Raw genomic sequence first — 22,105 nt, forward strand, 5'->3', positions numbered from 1 at the left:
CGGGGTACGCGAACGTAGGACACGCGGGATCTGAGCGTTCGACTCGCGGGACCTGAGCGTTCGACTCGCGGGGGTTAGGGCTCGGGAGGTGGGGTCAGGGCCTCGGAGAGGACGTCGGCGGTCAGGGCGATCTGCCAGGTGCGGGCACCGCCGTCGCGCAGGGCCGCGGCCACGCCCTCGGGCGAGACGTCCGCCGGCGGCTGCCAGCACGTGCGCCGCACGAGGTCGGGCAGCAGCAGGTTCTCCACCGGCAGGGTGTTCGCCTCGGCCACCGCCGTCAGGGCGGTCCTGGCGGCTGCCAGGCGTGCCGCCGCGACCGGGTCCTTGTCCGCCCAGCGGTTGGCCGGCGGTGGGCCGTCGTGCTGCTGTGACGGCTCCGGCAACTCGTTGCGGGGCAGTGCGGCGGCACGTTGCAAAGCGCCGAGCCACACGCCGACCATGCGCCGTTGCGCACGTCCGCGGAACACGGGCAGCGCCAACAGCGCCGCCTCGTCGGAGGGGTTCTTCACCGCGGCGTCGACCAGCGCGGCGTCCGGCAGCACCCGACCCGGCGCGATGTCGCGCTCACGGGCCAGCGCGTCACGCGCCTCCCACAACGCCCGCACCGCGGCCAGCTGCCGGGGACTGCGGATCCGGTGGATGCCCGACGTGCGCCGCCACGGTTCGGCGCGCGGACGCGGCAGGGGCGCCGTGCGGGCCGCCTCGAACTCCTCGAGCGCCCACTCCAGCTTCCCCTGCCGCTTGAGCTCCTGCTCGAGCACGTCACGCAGCTCGACCAGCAGTTCGACGTCGAGGGCGGCGTAGTTCAGCCAATCGGCGGGAAGGGGGCGGCGCGACCAGTCGGCCGCGCCGTGCCCCTTCTCCAACCGGTAGCCCAACAACCGCTCGACGAGCGTGCCCAGCGCCACCCGTTCGAAGCCGGCCAGCCTGCCCGCCAGCTCGGTGTCGAACAACACGCTCGGACGCAGTCCGAGTTCGGCGAGGCACGGCAGGTCTTGCGACGCCGCGTGCAACACCCACTCGGTCCCGTCCAGCGCCTCGACCAGCGGATCGAGCCGACCGCCGAGGGCGATCGGGTCGACCAGCACGGTCCCGGCGCCTTCCCGGCGCAGTTGCACCAGGTAAGCGCGTTGCGAGTAGCGGTATCCCGAGGCTCGCTCGGTGTCCACCGCAACCGGACCCGTCGCTCCGGCGAGCGCGTCAGCGGCACGCCGGAGCGACGGTGCGTCGGCGACGACAGGCGGAACGCCGTCAGCGGGTTCCACCAGCGGCACCGGATCAGCACCGGTTGGTTCGGTTGGCTCGTCGGAGGGTACGTCCACGGCGGAAGACCCTACGACGAACGCACCACTCGCGGGTGTGTTCGGCCGGTTCAGTGTGCCGACCTGCTCAGCGGATCACGCCGGCACGCATGGCCAGCGCCACCATCTGAGCCCGATCCCCGGTGCCCAGCTTGCGTCCGATCCGCGACAGGTGAGACTTCACCGTGAGCGCGGAAAGGCTGAGCGCCTCGCCGATTTCCTTGTTGCTCTGGCCATCGGCGACCAGCTGGAGGACCTCGACCTCACGCGCGGAAAGCTCCCGCGGCGTGTTGTCGGTGCCCGGCACCCTCGTGCCCGCGGCGAGCACGGGCGCGACGCTCGGGTCTGCGTAGACGCCGCCGTCGAGGACCCTGCGCACCCCGTCGGTGACCACCATCGGCGAGGCGGACTTCAGCAGGTACGCCTGAGCGCCTGCCTGGAAGGCCGACCTGACCGCGTAGGGGTCGTCGGAGGACGCGAGGACCACGATGCGGGGCCAGCCCTGGGCACGGAGTTCCGTGACCAGGTCGATGCCGGTGCCATCCGGCAGACCCAGATCGAGGATCGCGAGGTCGCACGGTCCGGTAGCGAGTGCCCGCGCCCGAGCCTCCGCAACCGAAGCCGCCTCATGCACTGTCCCGGCTCCCATCTGGGTGAGCCGAGCCGATATCGCCTCCCTCAGCAGTGGGTGGTCGTCGACCACCAGCACTGAAAAAAGCTCCTCCCGCGGGTGCGGGACCATGTTCGCCGGCAACGTGCCGGCTGGCGTGGTACGAACGGCCTGACCTAAGCCGACGGCAGCCACGTCACTACCTCCCTGGAGTCGGTCGTGCCCCCCGACCGGCACCGGGACTTTCGTCCAATCAGCCGCGCCACTGATCGACCGAAAGTGGTGTCGTCTGGGGCAGCGTAGCCGCCCAAGCGGGTCTACGGGACGATCAATCGGGTATCTATCCCGAATGAGTTGTCACTGATGGCCCCCGTTGTCACACGATCGGCTGACAACTCGATCGGGCACGTAACGCGAGCGGTTCTCACGACGACATCAAGGAGTTGCGGGTGGCGAGCACCACAGGTCGAGGCCGGGCCGAGGAACTGCTGGCCCGGGTGCCCTTGGTCGACGGGCACAACGACCTGCCGTGGGCGCTGCGCGTGCTGGCCGCCGAGGGCGAATTCGGTGAAAAGTCAACAGCCGGTGATCCGGCCTCGGCCGTCTCGATCGTCGACCTGACGGTACGCCGGCCCGCCCTCCAGACCGATCTGGTCCGGGCGCGCGACGGCCGGTTGGGCATGCAGTTCTGGTCCGTCTGGGTGCCCTGCCAACTGGCGGGTGACGCAGCCGTCACGGCCGTGCTGGAGCAGGTCGAGCTGGTGCACGACCTCGCCGCGCGCTACCCCGACCACCTGCGCATCGCGACCACCGCCGACGAGGCTGAACGGGCCTTCCGGGACGGGCGGATAGCCTCCCTGATCGGCGCGGAGGGCGGACACAGCGTCAACGGCTCGCTCGGCGTGCTCCGCGCGTTGCGGCGGCTCGGCGTGCGGTACATGACGCTCACCCACAACGAGAACACGACGTGGGCGGACGCGGCGACGGACAAGCCCGTGCACGGCGGGCTGACCGACTTCGGGCGCGACGTGGTGCGCGAGATGAACCGCATCGGGATGCTGGTCGACCTGTCGCACGTCGCGCCGTCCACCATGCGGGACGCCCTGGAGGTCTCGACGCGGCCGGTGATCTTCAGCCACTCGTCGTGCCGCGCCGTCGCCGACCACCCCCGCAACGTGCCGGACGACGTGCTGGCGCGGCTGCGGGACAACGACGGGGTGTGCATGGTGACGTTCGTGCCGCAGTTCCTGTCGCAGGCCTACGTCGACTGGGACGCCCGGCTCCGGGACGCGATGGAGGCGGCGGGGGAGAACCACAACGACCTCGACGCCCGCAACCGGTTCGCGGACGCGTGGCCGGCCGCCGGTCCGACACCGCGCGTGACGATGGACGACGTCCTCGCCCACTTGGATCACGCCCGTGAGGTGGCCGGCATCGACCACATCGGCCTGGGCGGCGACTACGACGGGACGCGCAGCCTGCCGGAGGGCATGGAGGACGTCTCCTGCTACCCGGACCTGATCGGCGCCCTGCTGGACCGGGGGTGGAGCGAGGACGACTGCGCCAAGCTCGCCGGTCTCAACGCGCTGCGCGTGCTCCGCGCCAACGACTGACCCGCCTCGCTGCCTGACCCGCGTCGCTGCCTGACGCGCCTCGCTGCGCAGGGGTCCCCGCCCGGGGGACCCCTGTCCTTAATTCTGCCGGCCGGCACCGACGGATTCGGGCAGCCGGACGGTGCCTGTGGACAACCGGTGTTGCCGCCGGCGTCAGCGCAAGGTCGACACACCGACCGGGGGCAGGCCCACGGCGGTGGCCATGACGTCGTAGAAAGCCGTGCCGTGCGCCGCCAGGTCGGCGGTGCGGGCGGTCCAGGAGGCGCGCAGTTCCAGGTCGTCCGTGCGGGCCGGGCCCGCGATGTCGCCGAACCTGGCCGACGACGTCTGCGTGACGGTCCCGCCCAGCGCCAGGAACTCCGCCCCGGCCACCTCCAGCGCCTCCACCAGCCACGACCAGCCGACCTCGGGCAGCAGCGGGTCGGCGGCCAGTTCCGCGTCCAGCTCCACCCGCACGTAGGCGACCAGCCGGAACACGCCCGACCACGCCTCGACCCCGTCCGGGTCGTGCAGCAGCACGAGCCGTCCCGAGGACAGCTCGTCGGCGGGCCCGGTCACCTCCGCGGTCAACGCGAAGGCCCAAGGCGCAAGCCGTTGCGGCGGGCGCACCTCGGTCAACTCCAGTTCGGGTCGGGTTCGCACCGACCGGAGCGTCGCCACCGCCCGCTGGAACAGTTCGGGCTCCGTCACACCACGGACTGTAGGCCCCTAAACCTCGGAACGTGAGCGCGGCACGCCGTGCCTGAAGACGCCGCCCGAAGACGTCCACCGCCCAGCCCGTGGGAGCATGGAGAGCGAGATGAACGACATCACCGAAGCCCCGTTGCTCGTCGCCGCGCGCGGCGGCAGGCCGTCACGCACCCCGGTCTGGTTCATGCGCCAGGCGGGCCGCTCCCTGCCGGAGTACCGCGAGCTGCGCGAAGGCACCGCGATGCTGGACGCCTGCATGGACCCGGAGATGGTCTGCGAGATCACCCTCCAGCCCGTGCGCCGCCACGACGTGGACGGCGCGATCCTGTTCTCCGACATCGTCGTGCCGCTCAAGGCCGCCGGCGTCGACCTGGACATCGTGCCGGGCACCGGTCCGGTGGTGGCCAAGCCGATCTCGACCCAGTCCGACGTCAGTGCCATCCCCGAGCTGCACGAGGAGCAGGTGCGCCCGGTGGCCGACGCGATCGGGCTGCTCAACGCCGAGCTCGGGAACGTGCCGCTGATCGGCTTCGCCGGCGCGCCGTTCACCCTGGCCTCGTACCTGGTCGAAGGCGGCCCGAGCAAGAACCACGAGCGCACCAAGGCGCTCATGCACGGCGACCCGCACCTGTGGCACGCGTTGCTGGACCGGCTGGCGGGCATCACCGCCGAGTTCCTGCGGGTGCAGGTGCGCGCGGGCGTGAAGGCGGTCCAGCTGTTCGACTCCTGGGCGGGCGCGCTGTCCGAGCGCGACTACCGCGAGTTCGTCCTGCCGCACTCGGCGAGGGTGCTCCAGAGCGTCAGCGGCGTGCCGCGCATCCACTTCGGCGTCGGCACGGGCGAGCTGCTGCCCGCGATGCGCGAGGCGGGCGCGGACGTGGTCGGCGTCGACTGGCGCACGCCGCTGGACGTGGCGGTCGAGCGGTTGGTGCGGGCCGCGCCGGACCTGCCGAAGCCGGTGGTCCAGGGCAACCTCGACCCCGCGCTGCTGTTCGCGGGCCTGCCGGCGCTGGAACGCGAGATCGAGCGGATCAAGCGCGAGGGCCGGGCCGCCGCCGGGCACATCTTCAACCTCGGCCACGGCGTGCTGCCCGACACCGACCCGGACGTGATCACCCGGGCCGTCGAGCTGGTGCACCGAGCCGCATGAGAGCGCCGCGAGTGGCGGTGGTCGGGGGCGGGATCTCCGGCCTCGCCGCCGCGCACCGGCTGCGCCACCTGCTCGGTCCCCGGGCCGAGATCACCGTGGTCGAGCAGTCCGACCGGCTCGGCGGCAAGCTGCGCACCGCCGAGGTCGGCGGGCGCGCCTACGACGTGGGCGCGGAGGCGTTCCTGCACCGCCGCCCCGAGGCCACCGGGCTGGTCGCCGAACTGGGCTTGGCCGACCAGCTGGTGCACCCGGCGAAGGTCGCCGCGAGCATCCACGCCGCCGGCGACACCCGGCCCATCCCCGCGCACACCCTGATGGGTGTCCCCGCGTCGGTCGACGCCGTGCGCCAGGTGTTGTCGCACGAGGGCCTGCGCCGGGTCGCCGCCGAACCCGACCTGCCGCCGATCCGGCTGGACGGCGCGGACGTCTCCGTCGGCGCGCTGCTGCGCGAGCGGTTCGGCCCCGAGGTCGGCGACCGCCTGGTCGGGCCGCTGCTCGGCGGGGTCTACGCAGGCCGCATTGACGTCCTCGGGCTGCGCGCGACCATGCCGCAGCTCGCCCGCGCGCTCGACTCGGGCGTCGGTTCGCTGCTCGCCGCCGCCGCGACCACGATTCCCGCGCCACCCCTGCCGGGGGTCGCCCGACCGCCGGTCTTCGGCACGCTGCGCGACGGCCTGTCGACGATGGTCGATCGTCTGGCGGAGGCGGCCGAGGTCAGGCTCGGCCTGCCGGTGCGCGCCCTGATCCGCCGCGAGCACGGGTGGCGGCTGGAGATCGGCTCCGCCGCCGCGCCGCAGCACTTGGACGTGGACGGTGTGGTGCTCGCCGTGCCCGCGCCCGCCGCGCGCAAGCTGCTCGCCGACGTCGCGCCCGCCGCGGCCCGCCGTTACGCCGAGGTCGAGCTGGCGTCGATGGCGGTGGTGGCGCTGGCCCTGCCTCCCGGCACCGAGCTGCCCGAGCGGTCCGGCGTGCTGCTGGCCGAGGACGAGCGGGCAGCCAGAAGCGAGCGGGCACCGGACGGCGTGCCGTTCACCGCGAAGGCGTTCACCTTCTCCAGCCGCAAGTGGGCGCACCTGGCCGGCGAGCCGGTGCTGGTGCGCGGCAGCGTCGGCAGGCACGGTGAGGCGCACCTGTTGCAGCGCGACGACGACGAGCTGATCGCGGCCGTCCGGCACGACCTGCGCGAGCTGACCGGCGTCACGGCCCAGCCGATCGACGCCGTGGTCACCCGCTGGGGCGGCGGCCTGCCGCAGTACGGCGTCGGCCACCTGGACGTCGTCGGGGGCATCGAGGACGCGGTCGGCCCGGTGCCCGGCCTGGCCGTGGCGGGCGCCACGCTGCACGGCGTCGGCATCCCCGCGTGCATCGCGACCGGGGACGCCGCCGCCGCGCGTGTCGCCGCTCACGTGCTGCCCCACGCCGGCTGAGTGAGAGGATTGGGCCATGGCCCGCCTGAACTACAACGAACTCAACGACACCATCCGCTACACCATGTGGTCGGTCTTCCGGGTGGAGCCCGGTCGCCTGCCCGACGACCGCGGTCCGGCGGCCTCCGAGGCGCAGGAGTACCTGGACGGCCTGGAGGCCAAGGGCGTCGTGGTGCGCGGCGTGTACGACGTGGCGGGCCTGCGCGCGGACGCCGACTACATGATCTGGTGGCACGCCGAGGAGATCGAGCAGGTCCAGCAGGCCTACAGCGGGTTCCGCCGCACCGCGGTCGGCCGCGTGTCCACCCCGGTGTGGAGCCAGGTCGCGCTGCACCGGCCCGCCGAGTTCAACCGCAGCCACATCCCGGCGTTCCTGGCGGGCGAGGAAGCCCGCAAGTACGTGTGCGTGTACCCGTTCGTGCGGTCCTACGAGTGGTACCTGCTGCCGGAGGAGGACCGCCGCCGCATGCTCGCCGACCACGGCAAGGAGGCGCGGGACTACCCGGACGTGCGGGCGAACACGGTCGCGTCGTTCGCGCTGGGCGACTACGAGTGGATGCTGGCGTTCGAGGCCGACGAGCTGCACCGCATCGTCGACCTCATGCGGCACCTGCGCGGCACGGAGGCGCGGCGCCACGTGCGCGAGGAGATCCCGTTCTACACCGGCACCCGGGTGCCGGCCGCCGAGCTGGTCACGAACCTGCCGTAAGGGCGGCGACGACGCGCTTGGCGTGGGCGCTGCCGACGTGCGCGCCGAACGTGCCGAGCACGATCCACGAGCCGTCCCGGAACACCAGGCCGAACCGTCCCCGCGCGATCAGCCGGGGACGGCGCCTGGCCGCCGCCACGACGTCGCGCGGCATCGCCCAGGCCGCGGTCATCCGGTCGTCGGCGTTGACCAGGACGACGACCCGCTGCGACGTCACGGCGAAGAAGCTGTGCCCGGTGACGACCGCTTCGAGCTGCCTGGCCAGTGACCCGACCGGGCCGTAGCACGTGCGCCCGCCGATCCAGCTCTCCGGGAAGTCGCCCGGCAGGTCGAGCGACGGCGACGCGAACGCCACCCCGCCGACGCCGGCCAACGCCTTGCCGACCCAGCCCTTCGGCTCCGGCACGGCCCGGTTCACCCGGTCGGCGACCCGACCCGCCGGCGTGGTCCAGAAGTCCGGTTCGGCCCCGCCGCGCGCGCCGTAGGCCACGCCGACGGACGTGATCGCGAGCAGGGCCTCACCGGGGGCCAACGCGCGCCGCGCGTCGTCCCCCCACACCTCGAGGTCGTCGACCAGCGGCATCAGTCGTCGTCGGTGGCGTAGTCGTAGACGTCCTTGCCCATGTTGAACAGGCCGCCCGCCGGTCCGCCCGGCACCGATTCGCCCAGCGCCTGGCCCAGCGGGATGCGCACCGGCGCGGTGTAGATCGACTTGGCCACGCCGAGCGCGATGCCTTCCTTGCTGAACGTGCCCGCGGCCTTCTTCAGCGCCTTGATCGCCTTCAGGCCCGCCTTGTACGCCTTGGCGGCGTCGGCCAGCTTGCGCAGCATGTTCGAGAGCTTCATCAGCAGGTCGGCCAGCTTCTTCACGATCTTGAAGACCTTGCCGAGGGTGGCCGCGGCCTTGGCGGCGGCCGCGGCGGCGCCGGCGGCCAGCGACGCGCCGAAGCTGACCACCGAGAGCGCGAGGCTCACCAGCAGGTCGGTCACCAGCATCATGATCAGGTCGATGACGAGGTCGATGATCAGGTTCGCCGAGTCGACGCAGCCCTTGGCTGCCTCGACCAGCATCCCGGACGTGTCCTGCACGTTCTGGGCGAGCTGGTCGATCTGCTCCTCGATCTCGGTCAGCCTGCCGTTGAACTTGTCCGCGGCCGGGCCCTGCCACACGCCGCTGACGGCCTGCCGCGCGCTCGCCTCGTCCGACACGATCGCGCGGATGTCGGTGGCGGCCTTCTCCCACGCGTCGGCCGCGCGGATCAGGTCGTCCGGATCGCCCGCGACCCAGTCGATGGCTTCCAGGAACGGGTTGAGCAGCGGCCGGATGATGCCCTGGATCGGGCCGGGGCAGCCGTTCAGGAAAGTCTCGATCTTGTTGTTGACCTCGACGGTCGTGCTGGGACTCATCCGCCCACCTTCGGAATCGTCAGCCCTTCGAGGCCTTGGACGATGTCTGTGAGGATCTCTCCGATTCCGCCGTCGACGCCCTGGTAGTCCTCGGCGGTGTCGCGCACCGATTCGGCGATGTCGCGCATGGCCTCGGCGCATTCCTTGAGATCGTTCATGGTCGAGGTCACGCGCTCTTCGTACGAGGCGTAGACGTCACCGCTGGACGGCATCTTGCCGAACGACTCGCGGCCGACCTTGGCAGCCTCCAGAGCGGCCATGACCTGGTCGAACCGGTCTCCCCGGCGGACCGACGTGCCCGCGAACTCCAGGATGCCGTCGAGCTTGACGTCGAACTTCGCCGTCATCGCGCCACCTCCCCGATATCGAACCCTCGGACGGTCGCGATCACGCTCTGGTTCCACCGGATCGCGAATTGCGCCGCCGTTCGGTGCACTAGCCTGCGGCAGACAGTAGTACAGCGGATCGAGGGCGCGATGCGAGAAGATCTCGAACAGAAGCTGGCGCGGATCACCGAACTCGCCGAGCAGAAGCAGCAGCAGGCAGGCGAACTGCAGGGGCAGCTGGCCGGGCTGCGGGTGACCAGGAAGTCCGGTGACGGGTTGCTGACCGCGACCGTGACCGCGAACGGCCAACTGGTCGACCTGCGCATCGACGACCGGGCCCTGCGCAACGGCCGCGAGCTGGCGGCGAACCTGCTGAACCTGGTGTTCCAGGCGTCGGCGGAGGCGTCGCAGCAGGTGCGCGCGCTGGCCGCGCCGCTGTTGGAGGACAGCTCGATCGACCCGTCCGAGCTGGGTCTCGGCCCGACGCCGCCGGTCGTGCCGGGTGCGCCGGGGATGCCCGGACCTGGTGGGCCCGGACCCGGTGGGCCCGGTCCCGGCGGGCCGGGACCTGGTGGGCCGCAGCAGTACGAGCAGCCGCCCCAGACGTTCCAGCAGCCGGTGCGGAACTACCCGCAGCCGCCGCCTCCGCCGCAGCCGTTCCAGCAGCAGCCGCCGCCACCCGCGCGCCGCCCGCCGGTGGACGACGACCCGGACGAGGGCGGCTCGATCTTCCGCAAGGACACGTGGTGACACGGGCGGAGGGACGCCCGAACCCGGACGCCCCTCCGCGCCGGTCCGCGGTTACCGGGTGAGCCGGTAAGCCCGGATCACCGAGTGCTCGAAGGTGTTGCCCGAGCTGTCGGAGCCCTTGGCGCGCAAGGACGCGAAGCCCGCCCGGTCGGCGTTGCGCACGAGTGCCGCGCCACCGACGACAGGGACCTTGGACCACGTCTTGCCGTCGTCGAACGAGACGTCGACCTCGACCTTGCGGACCCGGCCGTTGTCGGCGCCCTGCTGCTGCTGCACGGTCAGCGGGATGCGCAGCAGGCGTCCGGCGGGCGTGCCGCCGCTCGCGTCGAGCTCGGGCGTGAACCGCACCACCGAGATCGGCAGCTTGCGGAGCTCACCGGCGGGCACGGTGTCCGAGCGGAACGTCCACGCGCCGGTGACCCGCGAGCTCAGGTCGGAGATGCCCGGCGCCCGGACGAAGTCGACCTCCGCGCGGTAGTCCGCCGCGCCACCGGGCACGGTGAACTGCCTGCTCGGCTCGCCGACCTCGCCGATTTTGGTCCCGTCGCGGTAGAGCGCGGTGCGCGCGGTCTCGTAGGCGGACCCGCCCAGGTTGTTCGCGCCGTCGTTGAGCAGCGGCACCTGCACGAGGATGTGGTCGCCGATCCGGGAGAGGTACTCGAAGCGCGACACGGGCAGGCCGGGGCCGTAGACCGGGAAGTTGAAGCTCTCCCGGCCGCGCTCGCCGGGCCGGTAGGCGCGGTCGGGCGACTGGTAGTCCGCGACGAAGTCGAACTCGCCTTGGAGCTGGGCGAACCGCCAGATCCACTTGAGGTCGGCGGTGGCGACGTAGTCGATCGCGGTGCTGCCCGGCTTCACCGGGAACAGCACGGACCAGCCACCGGAGCCGCCCGGACCGACGGCGCTGCCGCCGTGGATGAACTCGTCGGCGGCGGGGCCGGGGCCGAACTTCGTCCGGACCTCGGCCAGCTCGCGCTTCGCGGGCGCGCGGACGAACCCGGTGGGCACCCGGCCGTGCTCGATCCACGCGAACCGGTAGGCGACGTGCGCGCCGTCGACCGGCTTGCCCTCGTACTGGGTGCCGATCATGACTTCGAGCTGGTCGACGGGCAGTGCCGGGCCGCTGTGGGCGACCGTCAGGTGCTCCGGGAACCCGTCGAAGAACGCCACGCCGAACCCCGTCCGCCGGTCACCGACCGTGCGGTCGAAGCCGAGGTCGCCGATCATCGCCACGGCGTCCGGGTCGGGCGGTGTGACCTTCATGGGTTTGGCGGCGCGGGCGTCGAACGTGAGGGTGACGTTCCCGGTGACCGTCAGCGAGGGCTGCGGCAGCACGGCGATCCGGCCGTCCGCCACGTCACCGGTGACCACCGTGGCGGACACCATGTACTCGCCCTTGGGCAGGCGGGTGGTCACGGTGTTGTCGGTGTCCTCCAGGAACGTGAACGTGTCGTTGTCCACGCCCATCAGGGTGCCGGTGTACCTGCTGGGCGCTTGGCCGTCGGCGTCGAGGAACGTCGTGGTGACGTCGTAGCTCTCGACCTCGCGGTTGACGGCCACCGGCGTGCGCAGGACGTCACCGGCGATGACCGTGCCGGAGAACGCGCCGTCGACCGTGCCGACCTTGGTGTCGGCGGTGACGGTCACCTTGGCCTCACCACCCGCGGGCACGGTGACGGTGGCCGGTGCGACGGTGAACATGCCCGCGGGCGCGGGCTTGCCGTCCGGGCCCTTGGCGTCGACCGACACCGGGAAGGTGACCGGCGCGGCGCCGCTGTTGCGGTAGGTCAGCTCCTTGGCGACCGGCGTGTCGTCGGTGTGCGGCCACTGCTGGACGCCCATGGACAGGCTGAGGGGGTCGGTCGTCACCGAGGCGGTGATGGCCTTGGCCAGGTCGACCCGGCCCGCGCCCTGGTCGAACGCGGTCAGCGCCGGGTTGTGCTCGGCCGACGCCATGAGCGCGGCCTTGATCTGCGCGCCGGTCCAGTCGGGGTGCTGCTGGGCGATCAACGCCGCCGCGCCCGCGACGTGCGGCGTGGCCATGGAAGTGCCGGACAGCGCCACGTGGTTCTCGTCCACGGGAGTGCCGATGCTGCCGGTGGCGGCCTTCGCCGCGACGATGTCCACGCCCGGCGCGGTGATGTCGGGCTTGACCGCGCCGTCGCCGACGCGGGGGCCGCGGCTGGAGAAGTACGCGATGGTGTCGTCGCGCTCGACCGCGCCCACGGTGAGCGCGGCGTCCGCGCTGCCCGGCGAGCCGACGGTGCCGGGACGGCCCGAGTTGCCCGCGGCGATCACGAAGAGCGTGCCGCTCTGGGCGGACAGCGTGTTCACGGCCTCTTCCAGCGGGTCCAGGGCCGGTGAGTCGTTGCCGCCCAGGCTCAGGTTGACCACGTCGGCGCCCTGGTCGACGGCCCACTGCATGCCGCCGAGGATCCACGACTCGGCGCAGCCCTGGAGGATGCACACCTTGCCGTCGAGGATCTGCGCGTCCGGCGCGACACCCCGGTACTCGGCCCCGGAGCTGGCGATGGTCGCGGCGACGTGCGTGCCGTGGCCGTCGACGTCGGTGGCGTCGGGGTCCTCGGTGAAGTTCTGCTCCGCGACCTCCTTGCCCGTCAGGTCGGGGTGCGCGCCGTCGACGCCGCCGTCGAGGACCGCGACCTTGACGCCCTTGCCGGTGTGCCCGGCCTGCCACGCCGTCGGCGCGCCGATCTGGGCGGTGGAGCGGTCGAGGCTGGGCTTGCGGATGCCGTCGAGCCAGATCTTCCGCACGCCCGGGTCGTTCACCAGGGCGTGGAACGTCGTGCCGGTCTCGGCTTTCGCCGTGGTCGCGGCGACCGAGCCCACGGTCGGCAGCGCTCGGGTGACGTGGACGCCGCCCGCACGCGGCTGGTCCCCGGTGATGATCAGCGGCAGGGTGTCGCGGCGCGCGTCGTCGTAGCCGGCCTCGACCAGCCCGGTCACGTCGAACAGGCGCGGGTCCAGCTTGCCCTCGGCCACCGCCGCGGCGGCGTCGGCTGGCACCACGTGCAGGTTGCCGTCCCGGTGGAACGTGTGGAAGACGACCCGCTCGCGGCCGGGGCCGGCCTGGAGCGAGCCGGACGTGGGTCCGTTGAGCAGGACTCTGTCGCCCGTGATGAGGGTGACGGTCACCGGCGTGTGCCCGGCAGGCCGGTCGTGCCGCTCCGGTGTCGCGGCGGCAACCCCCGTTGCCGTGCCTGCCGTGAGCCCGGCGGCGAAGACGGTGGCCGCCCACCCGGCCCCGAGCCTTCGTGATCTCGACGTCAACGCAGATACCTCCCGAATCTGGTTGTCGCGCTGCGGAAACGCGCGCAGTCGGAAGGCGCCGCCGGCCCACGGTGGCGGCGGAGCACCGGATCAGTCGAAGCCCCCCAACGACTTCGACGCTATCCACCCGTCAGGGTGAAGGCAGCGTCTCTTGGTGGGAAGTTCACCACCCGGACGGGGCAACGGGCGGTCACTCGGCGTCGGTGAAGCGGGAGAGGGGACATCCGATCGGGCGAATGTCCCCTCTCGTCACGCGATCCCGCTCAGCCGACCCGGTAGGCCCGGATCACGGTCTGCTCGAACGTGTTGCCGTTGCGATCGGCGCCCTTCACGCGCAGCGAGGCGTGCCCGGCCGTGGCGGGGTTGCGCACGAAGGCGGTGCGCCCGACCACCGCCGCCGACGTCCACGACTTGCCGTCGTCGAACGACACCTCGACGGCGACCCGGTCGACCCGGCCGTTGGCCGCGCCCCGCTGCTGCTCGACCACGAGCGGCACCCGCAGCACCCGGCCGGCGGGCGCGACGCCGTTCGCGTCGAGCGCGGGGGTGAACCGGACCACGGTCAACGGCAGCGGCGCGAACCGGTCGCCCGGCACGGTGTCCGAGCGGAACGTCCACGCACCGCTCACCGCCGTCGAGAACTTCGAGACACCCGGCGCGCGCACGGCTTCCGCCTCGACGCGGAAGTCGGCCGCACCCGGTGGCACGGTGAACCGACCGAGGGCCGGCTCGCTCGACACACCGACCACGACACCGTCGCGCAGCAACGTGGTCCGGCCCGACGACGTCGCCGACCGGCCGGCGTTGCCCTCCCGGTCGCCGAACAGCGGCAGCGAGAAGCCGACCACGTCGCCCGCCCGTGCCAGGTACGGGGCCGGGCTCGCGGGCATGGCCGGCCCGAACACCGGGTCGTTGAACCGCTGGTGGTAGGTGCGTCCCGACTGGTGGGTGCGCAACGGCGACTCGAACCGCGCCTCGATCGCGCCCGCCCCGAACTGCGCGAGCGACCACACCCACTCGACGCCCGACGGTGTGGAGGCGTAGTCGAGGGACCTGCCCGGCGCGGTCACCGCCGCCTCGACGCCGAGACCGCCCAACCCGCCCGGCAGCACGGGGAAGCCGACGAAGCGGTGCTCCTTGCCCGCCGGGCCGGCGGCGAACTCCGACCGCACCTCGGCCAGTTCCCGCTTGGTCGGCGCGCGGACCAGGCCGGTGGGCGCCTTGCCGTGTTCCGCCCACGCCAACCGGTACGTCACCGGCGTCGTGCCGACCGGCGTGCCGGCGGCCTGCGTGCTCACCATCACGGTCACGTCCGAGGCGGGCAGCTCGGGGCCGAGGTGCCCGATCGACACGCTGTCGCCGAACCCGCCCGGGACCCCCGTGCCGACGGCCGTGACCAGCTCGCCGTCCCGGCTGCGGGTGATCATCAGGTCGCCGAACTCGGGCGTCGCCCTCGGGTCGGGGAACGTGATGGAGATCGGTTTCGCCTTGCGCGCGTCCACGGTGACCGAGGTGGTGTCGCGGCCGACGCGCAGGCTCGGCAGCGGCAGCACGGCGGTCTTGGCGCCGTCGGTCAGCACCTCGGTCACGACCAGGTACTCGCCGACGGGCAGCCGGGTGGTGGCCTTGCCGCCGGCGCCGCCCGGGAAGAGGGCCTTGTCGTTGTCCAAGCCGATGATGAACGCGAAGTAGTCGACCGCGGGCCTGCCCTCCGCGTCGATGAAGTCGAACGTGACGTCGTAGCTCTCGACCTCGCGGTTCACGCCGACCGGCACGCGCAGCTCGACGCCGCCGCCGGAGGTGACGACCGTGCCGCTGTACGCGCCGTCGACGGTCGCCGCCTTGGTGTCGGCGGTCACGGTGGCCTTTGCCTCGCCACCCGCGGGCACGGTGACCTTGGCGGGGCTGATCGTGAACACGCCGGCCGGCACGGGCGCGTTGCCGGGGCCCTTGGCGTCGATCGTGAGGTCGAGCGTGACCGGCTGCGTGCCGGTGTTGCGGAGGGTGAACTCCTCGCTGGTGGCGACGTCGTCGTCGTGCGGCCACGCCTGCACGCCGAGCGCGAGCGACGGCGGGTCGGCGGTCACCGTGGTGGTGATGGCCTTGACGAGGTCGACGCGGCCGGCGCCCTGGTCGAACGCGGTGAGCGCCGGGTTGTTCTTGGCCGAGGCCATCAGTGCGGCCTTGATCTGCGCGCCGGTCCAGTCGGGGTGCTGCTGGGCGATCAACGCCGCGGCGCCCGCCACGTGGGGCGTGGCCATGGACGTGCCCGACAGGGCGACGTGCCCGTCTCCCACCGGTGTGCCGATCCGGCCGGTGCTGGACTTGGCCGCGACGATGTCCACGCCCGGCGCGGTGATGTCCGGCCTCGGCGCGCCGTCGCCGACGCGGGGACCGCGGCTGGAGAAGTCCGCGATGCCGTCGTCCCGCTCGACCGCGCCGACGGCGAGCGCCGCGTCCGCGCTGGCCGGCGAGCTCAGCGTCTCGGGGCGGCCGGAGTTGCCCGCGGCGACCACGAACAGCGCGCCGGTCCGCGCCGAGAGGGTCTCGACGGCCTGCTCCAGCGGGTCGACGTCCGGGGTGTCCGTGCCGCCGAGGCTCATGTTGATCACGTCGGCGCCCTGGTCGGCGGCCCACTGCATGCCGTCGACGATCCAGGACTCGAAGCAGTTCAGCGAGCACACCTTGCCGTCGAGGATCTGCGCGTCGGGCGCGACACCCCGGTACTTCCCGCCGGCGGCGACGGTCGCGGCGACATGCGTGCCGTGGCCGATCAGGTCGCTGTTGTCGGGGTCTTCGGTGAAGTTGCGCTCGACGACCTCGCGGCCCACCAGGTCGGGGTGCGTCTGGTCCACACCGCTGTCGAGCACGGCGACCTTCACGCCCTTGCCGGTGTACCCGGCCTGCCACGCCGTCGGCGCGCCGATCTGGGCGACCGAGCGGTCGAGGCTGGGCTTGCGGATGCCGTCCAGCCAGATCTTCTTCACGCCCGGGTCGTCCACCAGGCCCCGGAACGCCGCGGCGGCCTCGGACTTCGCGGTGCGCGCGGCCACCGAACCGATGGTGGGCAGCGCGCGGGTGACCTGGACGCCGCCGGTGCGCGGCTGGTCGCCGGTGATGATCAGCGGCACGGTGTCGCGGCGCGCGTCGTCGTAGCCCGCGTCCACGAGCCCGGTGACGTCGAACAGGCGCAGGTCCAGCTTGCCGTCGGCGAGCGGCCGGGCGACGTCGCGAGGGATGACGTGCAAGCGGCCGTCACGCAGGAACCGGTGGAACGTGATGCCGCCGCGGTCCGGGCCCGGCGTGACCGTCAGGAGCGTGGTGCCGGCGACGACGACCCGGTCGCCGGTGATCAGGGTGACGGTGTGCCGGTCGTCGCCGGCGCGGTCCGGTGGTGGTGCGGGTGACGCGACGGCCGTCGCGTTGCCGGCGGCCAGTCCGACCGCCAGCAACGCGGCCCCCCAAGCGACACCGCGCCTTCGTGCTCTCGGATTCAACGCAGATACCTCCCGAATCTGGTTGAGCGCGCTGTGGAACGCGCTTGCGGGAGGCGAGGTGAACGTGCGGTGATCCGAATGGACGCCCCCCGACCTTTCCGACGCTATCCAGTCGGGGGAGCGGATTCAGCGGCCCAACGCGGTGCTTGCGGGCGGCCGAGCAGCCCAACGGGCGTTGCTCGCCGGGAGGGGCGCCCGCCGGTCGCGGACGCCCCTCCCGGGCTCGATCAGGCGATCTTGTAAGCCCTGATCACGGTGTGCTCCAGGGCGTTGCCGTCGCTGTCGGTCGCCTTCACCCGCACCGAGCCGTAACCGGCCGCGTTCGGGTTCGCGATGGTGGCGACGCCTCCCGCCACCGGCGCCGCGGTCCACGTCGCGCCGTCGTCGAACGACACCTCGACGTCGATCCGGCCGATCGTGCCGTTGACCACCCCGTCCTGCTGTTGCACGGTCAGCGGCACCCTCAGGGCCTGCCCCTTCGGCGCCGCGCCGCCGGCGTCCAGCTCCGGCGTGAACCGCACCACCGACAGCGGCAGCGGCACGTACCGGTCGTTCGCCGCCGTGTCCGAGCGGAACGTCCACGCGGCGCTCACCTTCGTGGCGAACTCCGACGTGCCGGTCGCCCGCACCGCGTCGGTCTCCACCCGGTAGGCCGCCGCGCCCGCGGGCACCTCGAACAGCCCGTTCGCCGCGTACGGCGTCTCGCCGACCTTCGTCCCGTCGCGCAGCAACGTGGTCCGGGCCGACGACACCGCCGCGTTGCCGCCGTTACCCGCCCGGTCGGTGAACAGCGGCACCGCGAAGCTGATCTCGTTGCCGCTGCGCGCCAGGTACGGCGAGCGCGACTCGGGCAGCGCGGGGGAGAACACCGGGTCGTTGAACCGCTCGTCGTGCGTGCCGCCGCGCTGGTAGGTGCGCTCCGGCGAGGTCAACGTCGCCTCGACCGCGCCCTCCGCGCCGAACTGCAGGAAGCCCCACGACCACGCCAGGTCGGTGGTGACCCGGTTGATCGCCTCACCGGGCGAGGCCACGTCCGGCAGCCACGCCCAGCCGCCGACACCGCCCGCCGTGATCGGGTTGCCGCCGTGCCCGAACTCGCGGCCCGCCGGCCCGGGGCCGAACTTCGTCCGCACCTCGGCCAGCTCGGTCGCGGCCACGTCCTTCACGAACCCGACCGGCATCTTCCCCTGCTGCGTCCAGGCGAACCGGTAGGTCACGGGCTTGTCGCCGACGGGCGTGCCGCGGAACTGCGCGCCCAGCAACGCGGTCAACTCGCCCGCCGCCAGCTCCGGTCCGACGTGCGCGATGGACACGTTCGGGCCGAAACCGCCGAGGAACGCCGTGCTCACGCTGGCCTGCCGATCGCCGTGCTCGCGCACCATCGTGACGTCGCCCAACGCCTCCGCCGCGCCCGCGTCCGGTGCGGTGATCTTCAACGGCTTGGCCGTGCGCGCGTCGAGCGTCACCGTGGCGTTCGCGGTGACGCTCAGCCCGGGCCGGGGCAGCAGCGCCAGCCGCGTGTCGTCGGTCTGCACGTCGGAGTTGGTGAAGTACTCGCCCTTGGGCAGTCGCAGCGTGAACGAGCCGTCCGCGTCGTAGGGGAAGGCGAACGTGCCGTTGCTCAGGCCGATGATCGACGTGTAGTAGTCGACCGCGGGCGCGCCCGCGTCGTCCACGAAGTCGAACCGGACGTCGTAGCTCTCCACCTCGCGGTTCACGCTGAGCGCGGTGCGCAGCGGCGCCGGACCGCCGGTCGCCACCACCGAGCCCACGTACAGGCCGTCCCGCGTGCCGAGCCGGGTGTCGGCCGTGACCGAGGCGGTCGCCTCGCCGCCCGCCGGCACGGTCACCTTCGCCGGCGACACACCGACCAGGCCCGCGGGCGCGGCGCCGCCTTCGGGCCCCTTGACCTCGGTGGCCAGCGACAAAGTGATCGGCGCCGTGCCGTCGTTGCGGTAGGTCACGGTCTTGGTGATCGGGGTGTCGTCGTTGTGCGGCCACGTCTGCAGGCCCATGGCGAGGCTCGCGGGCTCGGCGGTGACCGAGGTCGTGATGGCCTTGGCCAGGTCGACCCGGCCCGCGCCCTGGTCGAACGCCGTGAGCGCCGGGTTGTTCTTCGCCGACGCCACCAGCGCCGCCTTGAGCTGCGCGCCCGTCCAGTCCGGGTGCTGCTGCGCGAGGACCGCCGCCGCGCCGGCGACGTGCGGCGTCGCCATCGACGTGCCCGACATGGACACGTACCCGTCGCCGACCGGTGTGCCGACCGTGCCGCTGCTCGACTTCGCGGCGACGATGTCCACGCCCGGGGCGGTGATGTCGGGCTTGACCGCGCCGTCGCCGACGCGCGGGCCGCGGCTGGAGAACGGCGCGATGCCGTCATGCCGGTCCACCGCGCCCACCGTCAGCGCGGCGTCGGCGCTGCCGGGCGAGCTGATCGTCTCGGGGCGGGAGTTGTTGCCCGCCGCGACCACGAACAGCACACCGGTCTGCGCGGACAGCGTGTTCACGGCTTCTTCCAGCGGGTCCACCTCGTTGGTGTCGCCGCCGCCGATGCTGAGGTTCACGATGTCCGCGCCCTGCTCGGCCGCCCACTGCATGCCCGCCACGATCGCCGACTCCTGGCAGCCCGCGAGCACGCACACCTTGCCGTCCAGCAGGTCCGCGTCCGGCGCGACGCCCGTGTACTTCGCGCCCGAGCTCGCGATCGTCGCGGCGACGTGCGTGCCGTGCCCGACGCCGTCGGTGTTGTCCGGGTCGTCGGTGAAGTTGCGCTCCGCGACCTCGTGGCCGACGAGGTCCGGGTGGTCCTGGTCGACGCCGGTGTCCAGCACGGCCACCCGCACGCCCTTGCCGGTGTGCCCGGCCTGCCACGCGGTCGGCGCGCCGATCTGCGCGGTGGAGCGGTCCAGGCTCGGTTGGCGCAACCCGTCCAACCACACCTTGCGCACGCTCGCCCTCGACACGAGCGTGCGCCAGGTGTCCGCAGCCTCGGACTTGACCACCTGCGCGGCGTACGAACCGACCGCGGGCAGCGGGTGGCCGACGCGCAGACCGGCCGTCGCCGGCTCCTGCTCGCCGGTCACGATCAGGGGCAGGGTGTCGCGGCTGCCGTCGTCGTAGCCGGCCTCGACCAGCCCCGTGACGTCGAACAGCCTCGGGTCCAGCCTGCCCTGCGAGACGGCTTTCGCCGCGTCGCGCGGCACGACGTGCAGGCGCCCGTCCCGCCGGTAGCTGTGGAACACCGTGCGTTCTCGTCCGGATGCGGCGACCAGGGCGCTGACCTCGTCGTCGAGGAGCACGACCTTGTCGCCCGTGATCAGCGTGACTTCGCGGTGCTCGCCAGTCGTCGGCGGGGCGTCCTCCGCGCCCGACACCCCCGGACCGCTCGCCGTGAGGCCGGCCGCGACGAGCACGGCCCCCCAGGTCATGCCACGGATGCGTTTGCTCTTCAACTTGTCTCGAACCTCCCGGTGAGTGCCGCGCATGGCGGGTACGCGGCCGGAAGGGCTGGCTACCCGCGGTGGCGGCGGATGTACCGGGAGCGACGTTGCCCTTGACGCCACCGACGCTAGAGGGTTCGGGAAAGGCTGACAGCCGCTGATTGGTCGGTACGTTCTTGACCAATTCAGCCGAGTAAACGGTTACCTACCGTTCGGTAATAGAGCCGTCGGCACCAACTGAGATACCTGCCTGTGGCCCCTCCGCTGGGCAATGCGGACCGTTGGGGTAGACCATTTCGGGGGTCAGCGTGATATTCCGGTCGACCACGGAAGAGCCGGATTGGTCCAGCAGTCGCAGGGTCACCGCGACCGGTTTCGCGGGCAGCTGGGGGAGATCGGCGAATCCGTGCTTCCCTCCCGTCGGCTCGGAACGCGCGCCGCACGAGTCGTCCGGGGAAGTGCCGGTGCAGGTCGTCTCGGCGACCCGGCTCGACGGGTGCAGCTCCAGGGCGGGGGTTGCACAGGAGCCGTCCCAGCAAACCTCGATCGTCGCGGAAACCACATCGGGGTGCTCCACGTTCACGGTCACTCCGACGAGGGCGCCCATCAGCGTGCACGCCACCCCGTCGCCCACGTCGCCCGCACCGCACGCGGTGGCCAGTAACAACACGCCCAGGGGCAAAGTCCGTCTCCACATGCCCCTCGGACGGAACGCGCGGGTGCTCAGGTTGCGCGCCGCCACCAACGCTTCTTCTTCGGCGGCTGGAGCTCGCCCCGGGCGGTCGCCCACTCGGCGAAGCGGGCGGCGTCCTCGCGGAAGCGCGTGCCGACCTCTTTGGGGTGCTCCTTGGCGTAGGCGTCGAACAGGGGGCGGAACCGGTCGCCCAGCTCGACGGCGACCTCGGGCCGGAGCATTTCCACGATCCCGCGTCGCTTGGTGAGCAGCGCGCGTTTCTCGATGCGCACCCGTTCCGCGTCGAACCCCTCGGGCACGTCGCCGTCGGCCAGGAGCGCCCGCAGCAGCTCGGCCTGCGCCGCGGCCAACCGGTCCCGCTGGGGCCGGGTCACCCCAGCACCGCCCGGATCGCGGCCAGCTCGCCGGCCAGTTCGGCGTCGGCGGGGTAGTCGTCGTCGCGTTCGAGCAGGACGCCGGGCGGGTCGACGCGGGCGCGCAGCTGGGCGAGGACGTCCAGCACCTCGGGCAGCACGGCGTGGGCGTGCGTGTCGTGGTAGACGCCGTGGTGCTCCTCGCCACCCGCGACGTGCACGTAGGCGAGGCGTTCCAGCGGGATCTCGTCCAGGAAGCGGGCGACGTCGGTGCCGAGGTTGCGGGCGTTGGCGTAGAGGTTGGCGACGTCGACCAGGAGGTGGCAGTCGGTGCGGTCGACCAGTTCGGCGAGGAACTGGCCCTCGGTCAGCTCGCCGTCCGGCCAGTCGAGGAGCGCGGCGACGTTCTCCAGGGCCAGGGGCACCGGCAGGTCCTGCTGCGCGGCCTTGACGTTGGCGACGAGCACGTCGAGCGCGTCGCGGGTGCGGGGGAGCGGCATGAGGTGGCCGGAGTCGAGGCCGCCCGCGCGCACGAAGCAGACGTGGTCGCTGACCAGCGGGGCGTCGAGCGCCTCGGCCAGCGCGCCGAGGTGCGCGACCCGTTGAGCGTCAACGGGTTCCGCGCCGCCGAGCGAGAGGGAGACCGCGTGCGGCAGCACGGGAACGCCTCGTTCCCGCAGGAGGAGGACGGACTCCGGCAGGTGCCCGACGTGCAGGTTCTCCGCGACGACCTCCACGAAGTCGACGCCGGGCAGGCGTTCGACGGTGAGGTCGATCTCCGGCCGCCATCCGATGCCGACACCCAGCTTCTCCACGAGCCATCTGCCCTTCGTCGTCTTCGGTGAGC

Annotated in this window: 17 protein-coding genes; 5 read left to right on the forward strand and 12 right to left on the reverse strand. The window is 72.6% G+C overall.

Annotation, left to right across the window (positions count from 1 at the left end; translation table 11 throughout):
• Positions 1–74: 74 nt before the first annotated feature.
• The gene (locus AB0H12_RS37105) at positions 75–1,322 is read right to left on the reverse strand and encodes an HRDC domain-containing protein (RefSeq protein WP_499629361.1); all 1,248 of its coding nucleotides are present in this window, start codon (positions 1,320–1,322) and stop codon (positions 75–77) included.
• A gap of 67 nt (positions 1,323–1,389) precedes the next feature.
• Positions 1,390–2,106: a response regulator gene (locus tag AB0H12_RS37110; protein WP_053718177.1), complete on the reverse strand. Its 717-nt coding sequence runs from the start codon at positions 2,104–2,106 to the stop codon at positions 1,390–1,392.
• 254 nt (positions 2,107–2,360) lie between these two features.
• Here AB0H12_RS37110 and AB0H12_RS37115 point away from each other — a divergent pair, with 254 nt between their 5' ends.
• Complete coding sequence (locus AB0H12_RS37115) at positions 2,361–3,524, forward strand: dipeptidase (RefSeq protein WP_499629363.1); 1,164 nt, start codon at positions 2,361–2,363, stop codon at positions 3,522–3,524.
• A 153-nt stretch (positions 3,525–3,677) separates the two neighbouring features.
• Here the strand turns inward: AB0H12_RS37115 and AB0H12_RS37120 are convergent, their stop codons facing one another.
• Positions 3,678–4,214 (reverse strand): DUF3000 domain-containing protein, encoded by a 537-nt coding sequence (locus AB0H12_RS37120; protein ID WP_230571381.1) that lies wholly within the window; start codon positions 4,212–4,214, stop codon positions 3,678–3,680.
• Between the two features lie 97 nt (positions 4,215–4,311).
• Here AB0H12_RS37120 and hemE point away from each other — a divergent pair, with 97 nt between their 5' ends.
• Genes hemE through hemQ form a run of 3 tightly spaced genes read left to right on the forward strand, consistent with a single transcriptional unit; the run spans position 4,312 to position 7,500 of the window.
• Positions 4,312–5,364, forward strand: a complete 1,053-nt coding sequence (gene hemE, locus AB0H12_RS37125) for a uroporphyrinogen decarboxylase (protein WP_499629365.1) — start codon at positions 4,312–4,314, stop codon at positions 5,362–5,364.
• Positions 5,361–6,791 carry a protoporphyrinogen oxidase gene (hemG, locus tag AB0H12_RS37130; protein WP_499629367.1) on the forward strand — a complete coding sequence of 477 codons (1,431 nt, stop codon included), beginning with the start codon at positions 5,361–5,363 and terminating at the stop codon, positions 6,789–6,791. Before hemE ends, hemG begins: the two co-directional genes overlap by 4 nt.
• Positions 6,792–6,807: 16 nt before the next feature.
• The gene (gene hemQ / locus AB0H12_RS37135) at positions 6,808–7,500 is read left to right on the forward strand and encodes a hydrogen peroxide-dependent heme synthase (RefSeq protein ID WP_499629369.1); all 693 of its coding nucleotides are present in this window, start codon (positions 6,808–6,810) and stop codon (positions 7,498–7,500) included.
• Here hemQ and AB0H12_RS37140 read toward each other — a convergent pair.
• From AB0H12_RS37140 to AB0H12_RS37150, 3 genes are read right to left on the reverse strand one after another with little or no spacing between them, the layout of a single operon-like run.
• Positions 7,484–8,083 carry a hypothetical protein gene (locus AB0H12_RS37140; protein ID WP_499629371.1) on the reverse strand — a complete coding sequence of 200 codons (600 nt, stop codon included), beginning with the start codon at positions 8,081–8,083 and terminating at the stop codon, positions 7,484–7,486. The genes hemQ and AB0H12_RS37140 overlap by 17 nt on opposite strands.
• A complete protein-coding gene (locus AB0H12_RS37145) occupies positions 8,083–8,907 on the reverse strand; it encodes a WXG100 family type VII secretion target (RefSeq protein WP_499629372.1) in 825 nt (274 codons plus the stop codon). The genes AB0H12_RS37140 and AB0H12_RS37145 overlap by 1 nt, the downstream gene beginning before the upstream one ends.
• On the reverse strand, positions 8,904–9,254 hold the full coding sequence (locus AB0H12_RS37150; RefSeq protein WP_499629374.1) for a hypothetical protein: 351 nt from the start codon (positions 9,252–9,254) through the stop codon (positions 8,904–8,906). The genes AB0H12_RS37145 and AB0H12_RS37150 overlap by 4 nt, the downstream gene beginning before the upstream one ends.
• Positions 9,255–9,383: 129 nt before the next feature.
• On the opposite strand from AB0H12_RS37150, the gene AB0H12_RS37155 reads away from it, so the two are divergent.
• Positions 9,384–9,983 (forward strand): YbaB/EbfC family nucleoid-associated protein, encoded by a 600-nt coding sequence (locus AB0H12_RS37155; protein ID WP_499629376.1) that lies wholly within the window; start codon positions 9,384–9,386, stop codon positions 9,981–9,983.
• Between the two features lie 51 nt (positions 9,984–10,034).
• On the opposite strand, the gene AB0H12_RS37160 is transcribed toward AB0H12_RS37155, so the two are convergent.
• The 6 genes from AB0H12_RS37160 to AB0H12_RS37185 all read right to left on the reverse strand — a co-directional run bounded on the left by AB0H12_RS37160 (position 10,035) and on the right by AB0H12_RS37185 (position 22,073).
• On the reverse strand, positions 10,035–13,139 hold the full coding sequence (locus AB0H12_RS37160) for a S8 family serine peptidase (RefSeq protein ID WP_499629378.1): 3,105 nt from the start codon (positions 13,137–13,139) through the stop codon (positions 10,035–10,037).
• Between the two features lie 398 nt (positions 13,140–13,537).
• Positions 13,538–16,726: a S8 family serine peptidase gene (locus AB0H12_RS37165; RefSeq protein ID WP_499629380.1), complete on the reverse strand. Its 3,189-nt coding sequence runs from the start codon at positions 16,724–16,726 to the stop codon at positions 13,538–13,540.
• 272 nt (positions 16,727–16,998) lie between these two features.
• On the reverse strand, positions 16,999–20,199 hold the full coding sequence (locus AB0H12_RS37170; RefSeq protein WP_499629382.1) for a S8 family serine peptidase: 3,201 nt from the start codon (positions 20,197–20,199) through the stop codon (positions 16,999–17,001).
• A gap of 217 nt (positions 20,200–20,416) precedes the next feature.
• Positions 20,417–20,953: a hypothetical protein gene (locus tag AB0H12_RS37175; RefSeq protein WP_499629384.1), complete on the reverse strand. Its 537-nt coding sequence runs from the start codon at positions 20,951–20,953 to the stop codon at positions 20,417–20,419.
• Positions 20,935–21,279 (reverse strand): SCO6045 C-terminal-like domain-containing protein, encoded by a 345-nt coding sequence (locus AB0H12_RS37180; RefSeq protein WP_499629386.1) that lies wholly within the window; start codon positions 21,277–21,279, stop codon positions 20,935–20,937. The genes AB0H12_RS37175 and AB0H12_RS37180 overlap by 19 nt, the downstream gene beginning before the upstream one ends.
• A complete protein-coding gene (locus AB0H12_RS37185; protein ID WP_499629481.1) occupies positions 21,276–22,073 on the reverse strand; it encodes an MbnB/TglH/ChrH family RiPP precursor modification enzyme in 798 nt (265 codons plus the stop codon). Before AB0H12_RS37185 ends, AB0H12_RS37180 begins: the two co-directional genes overlap by 4 nt.
• Positions 22,074–22,105: the final 32 nt, after the last annotated feature.

The sequence above is a fragment of the Actinosynnema sp. NPDC023794 genome, from assembly GCF_040639675.1.
In the GTDB taxonomy this organism is placed as follows: Bacteria; Actinomycetota; Actinomycetes; order Mycobacteriales; family Pseudonocardiaceae; genus Actinosynnema; species Actinosynnema luteola.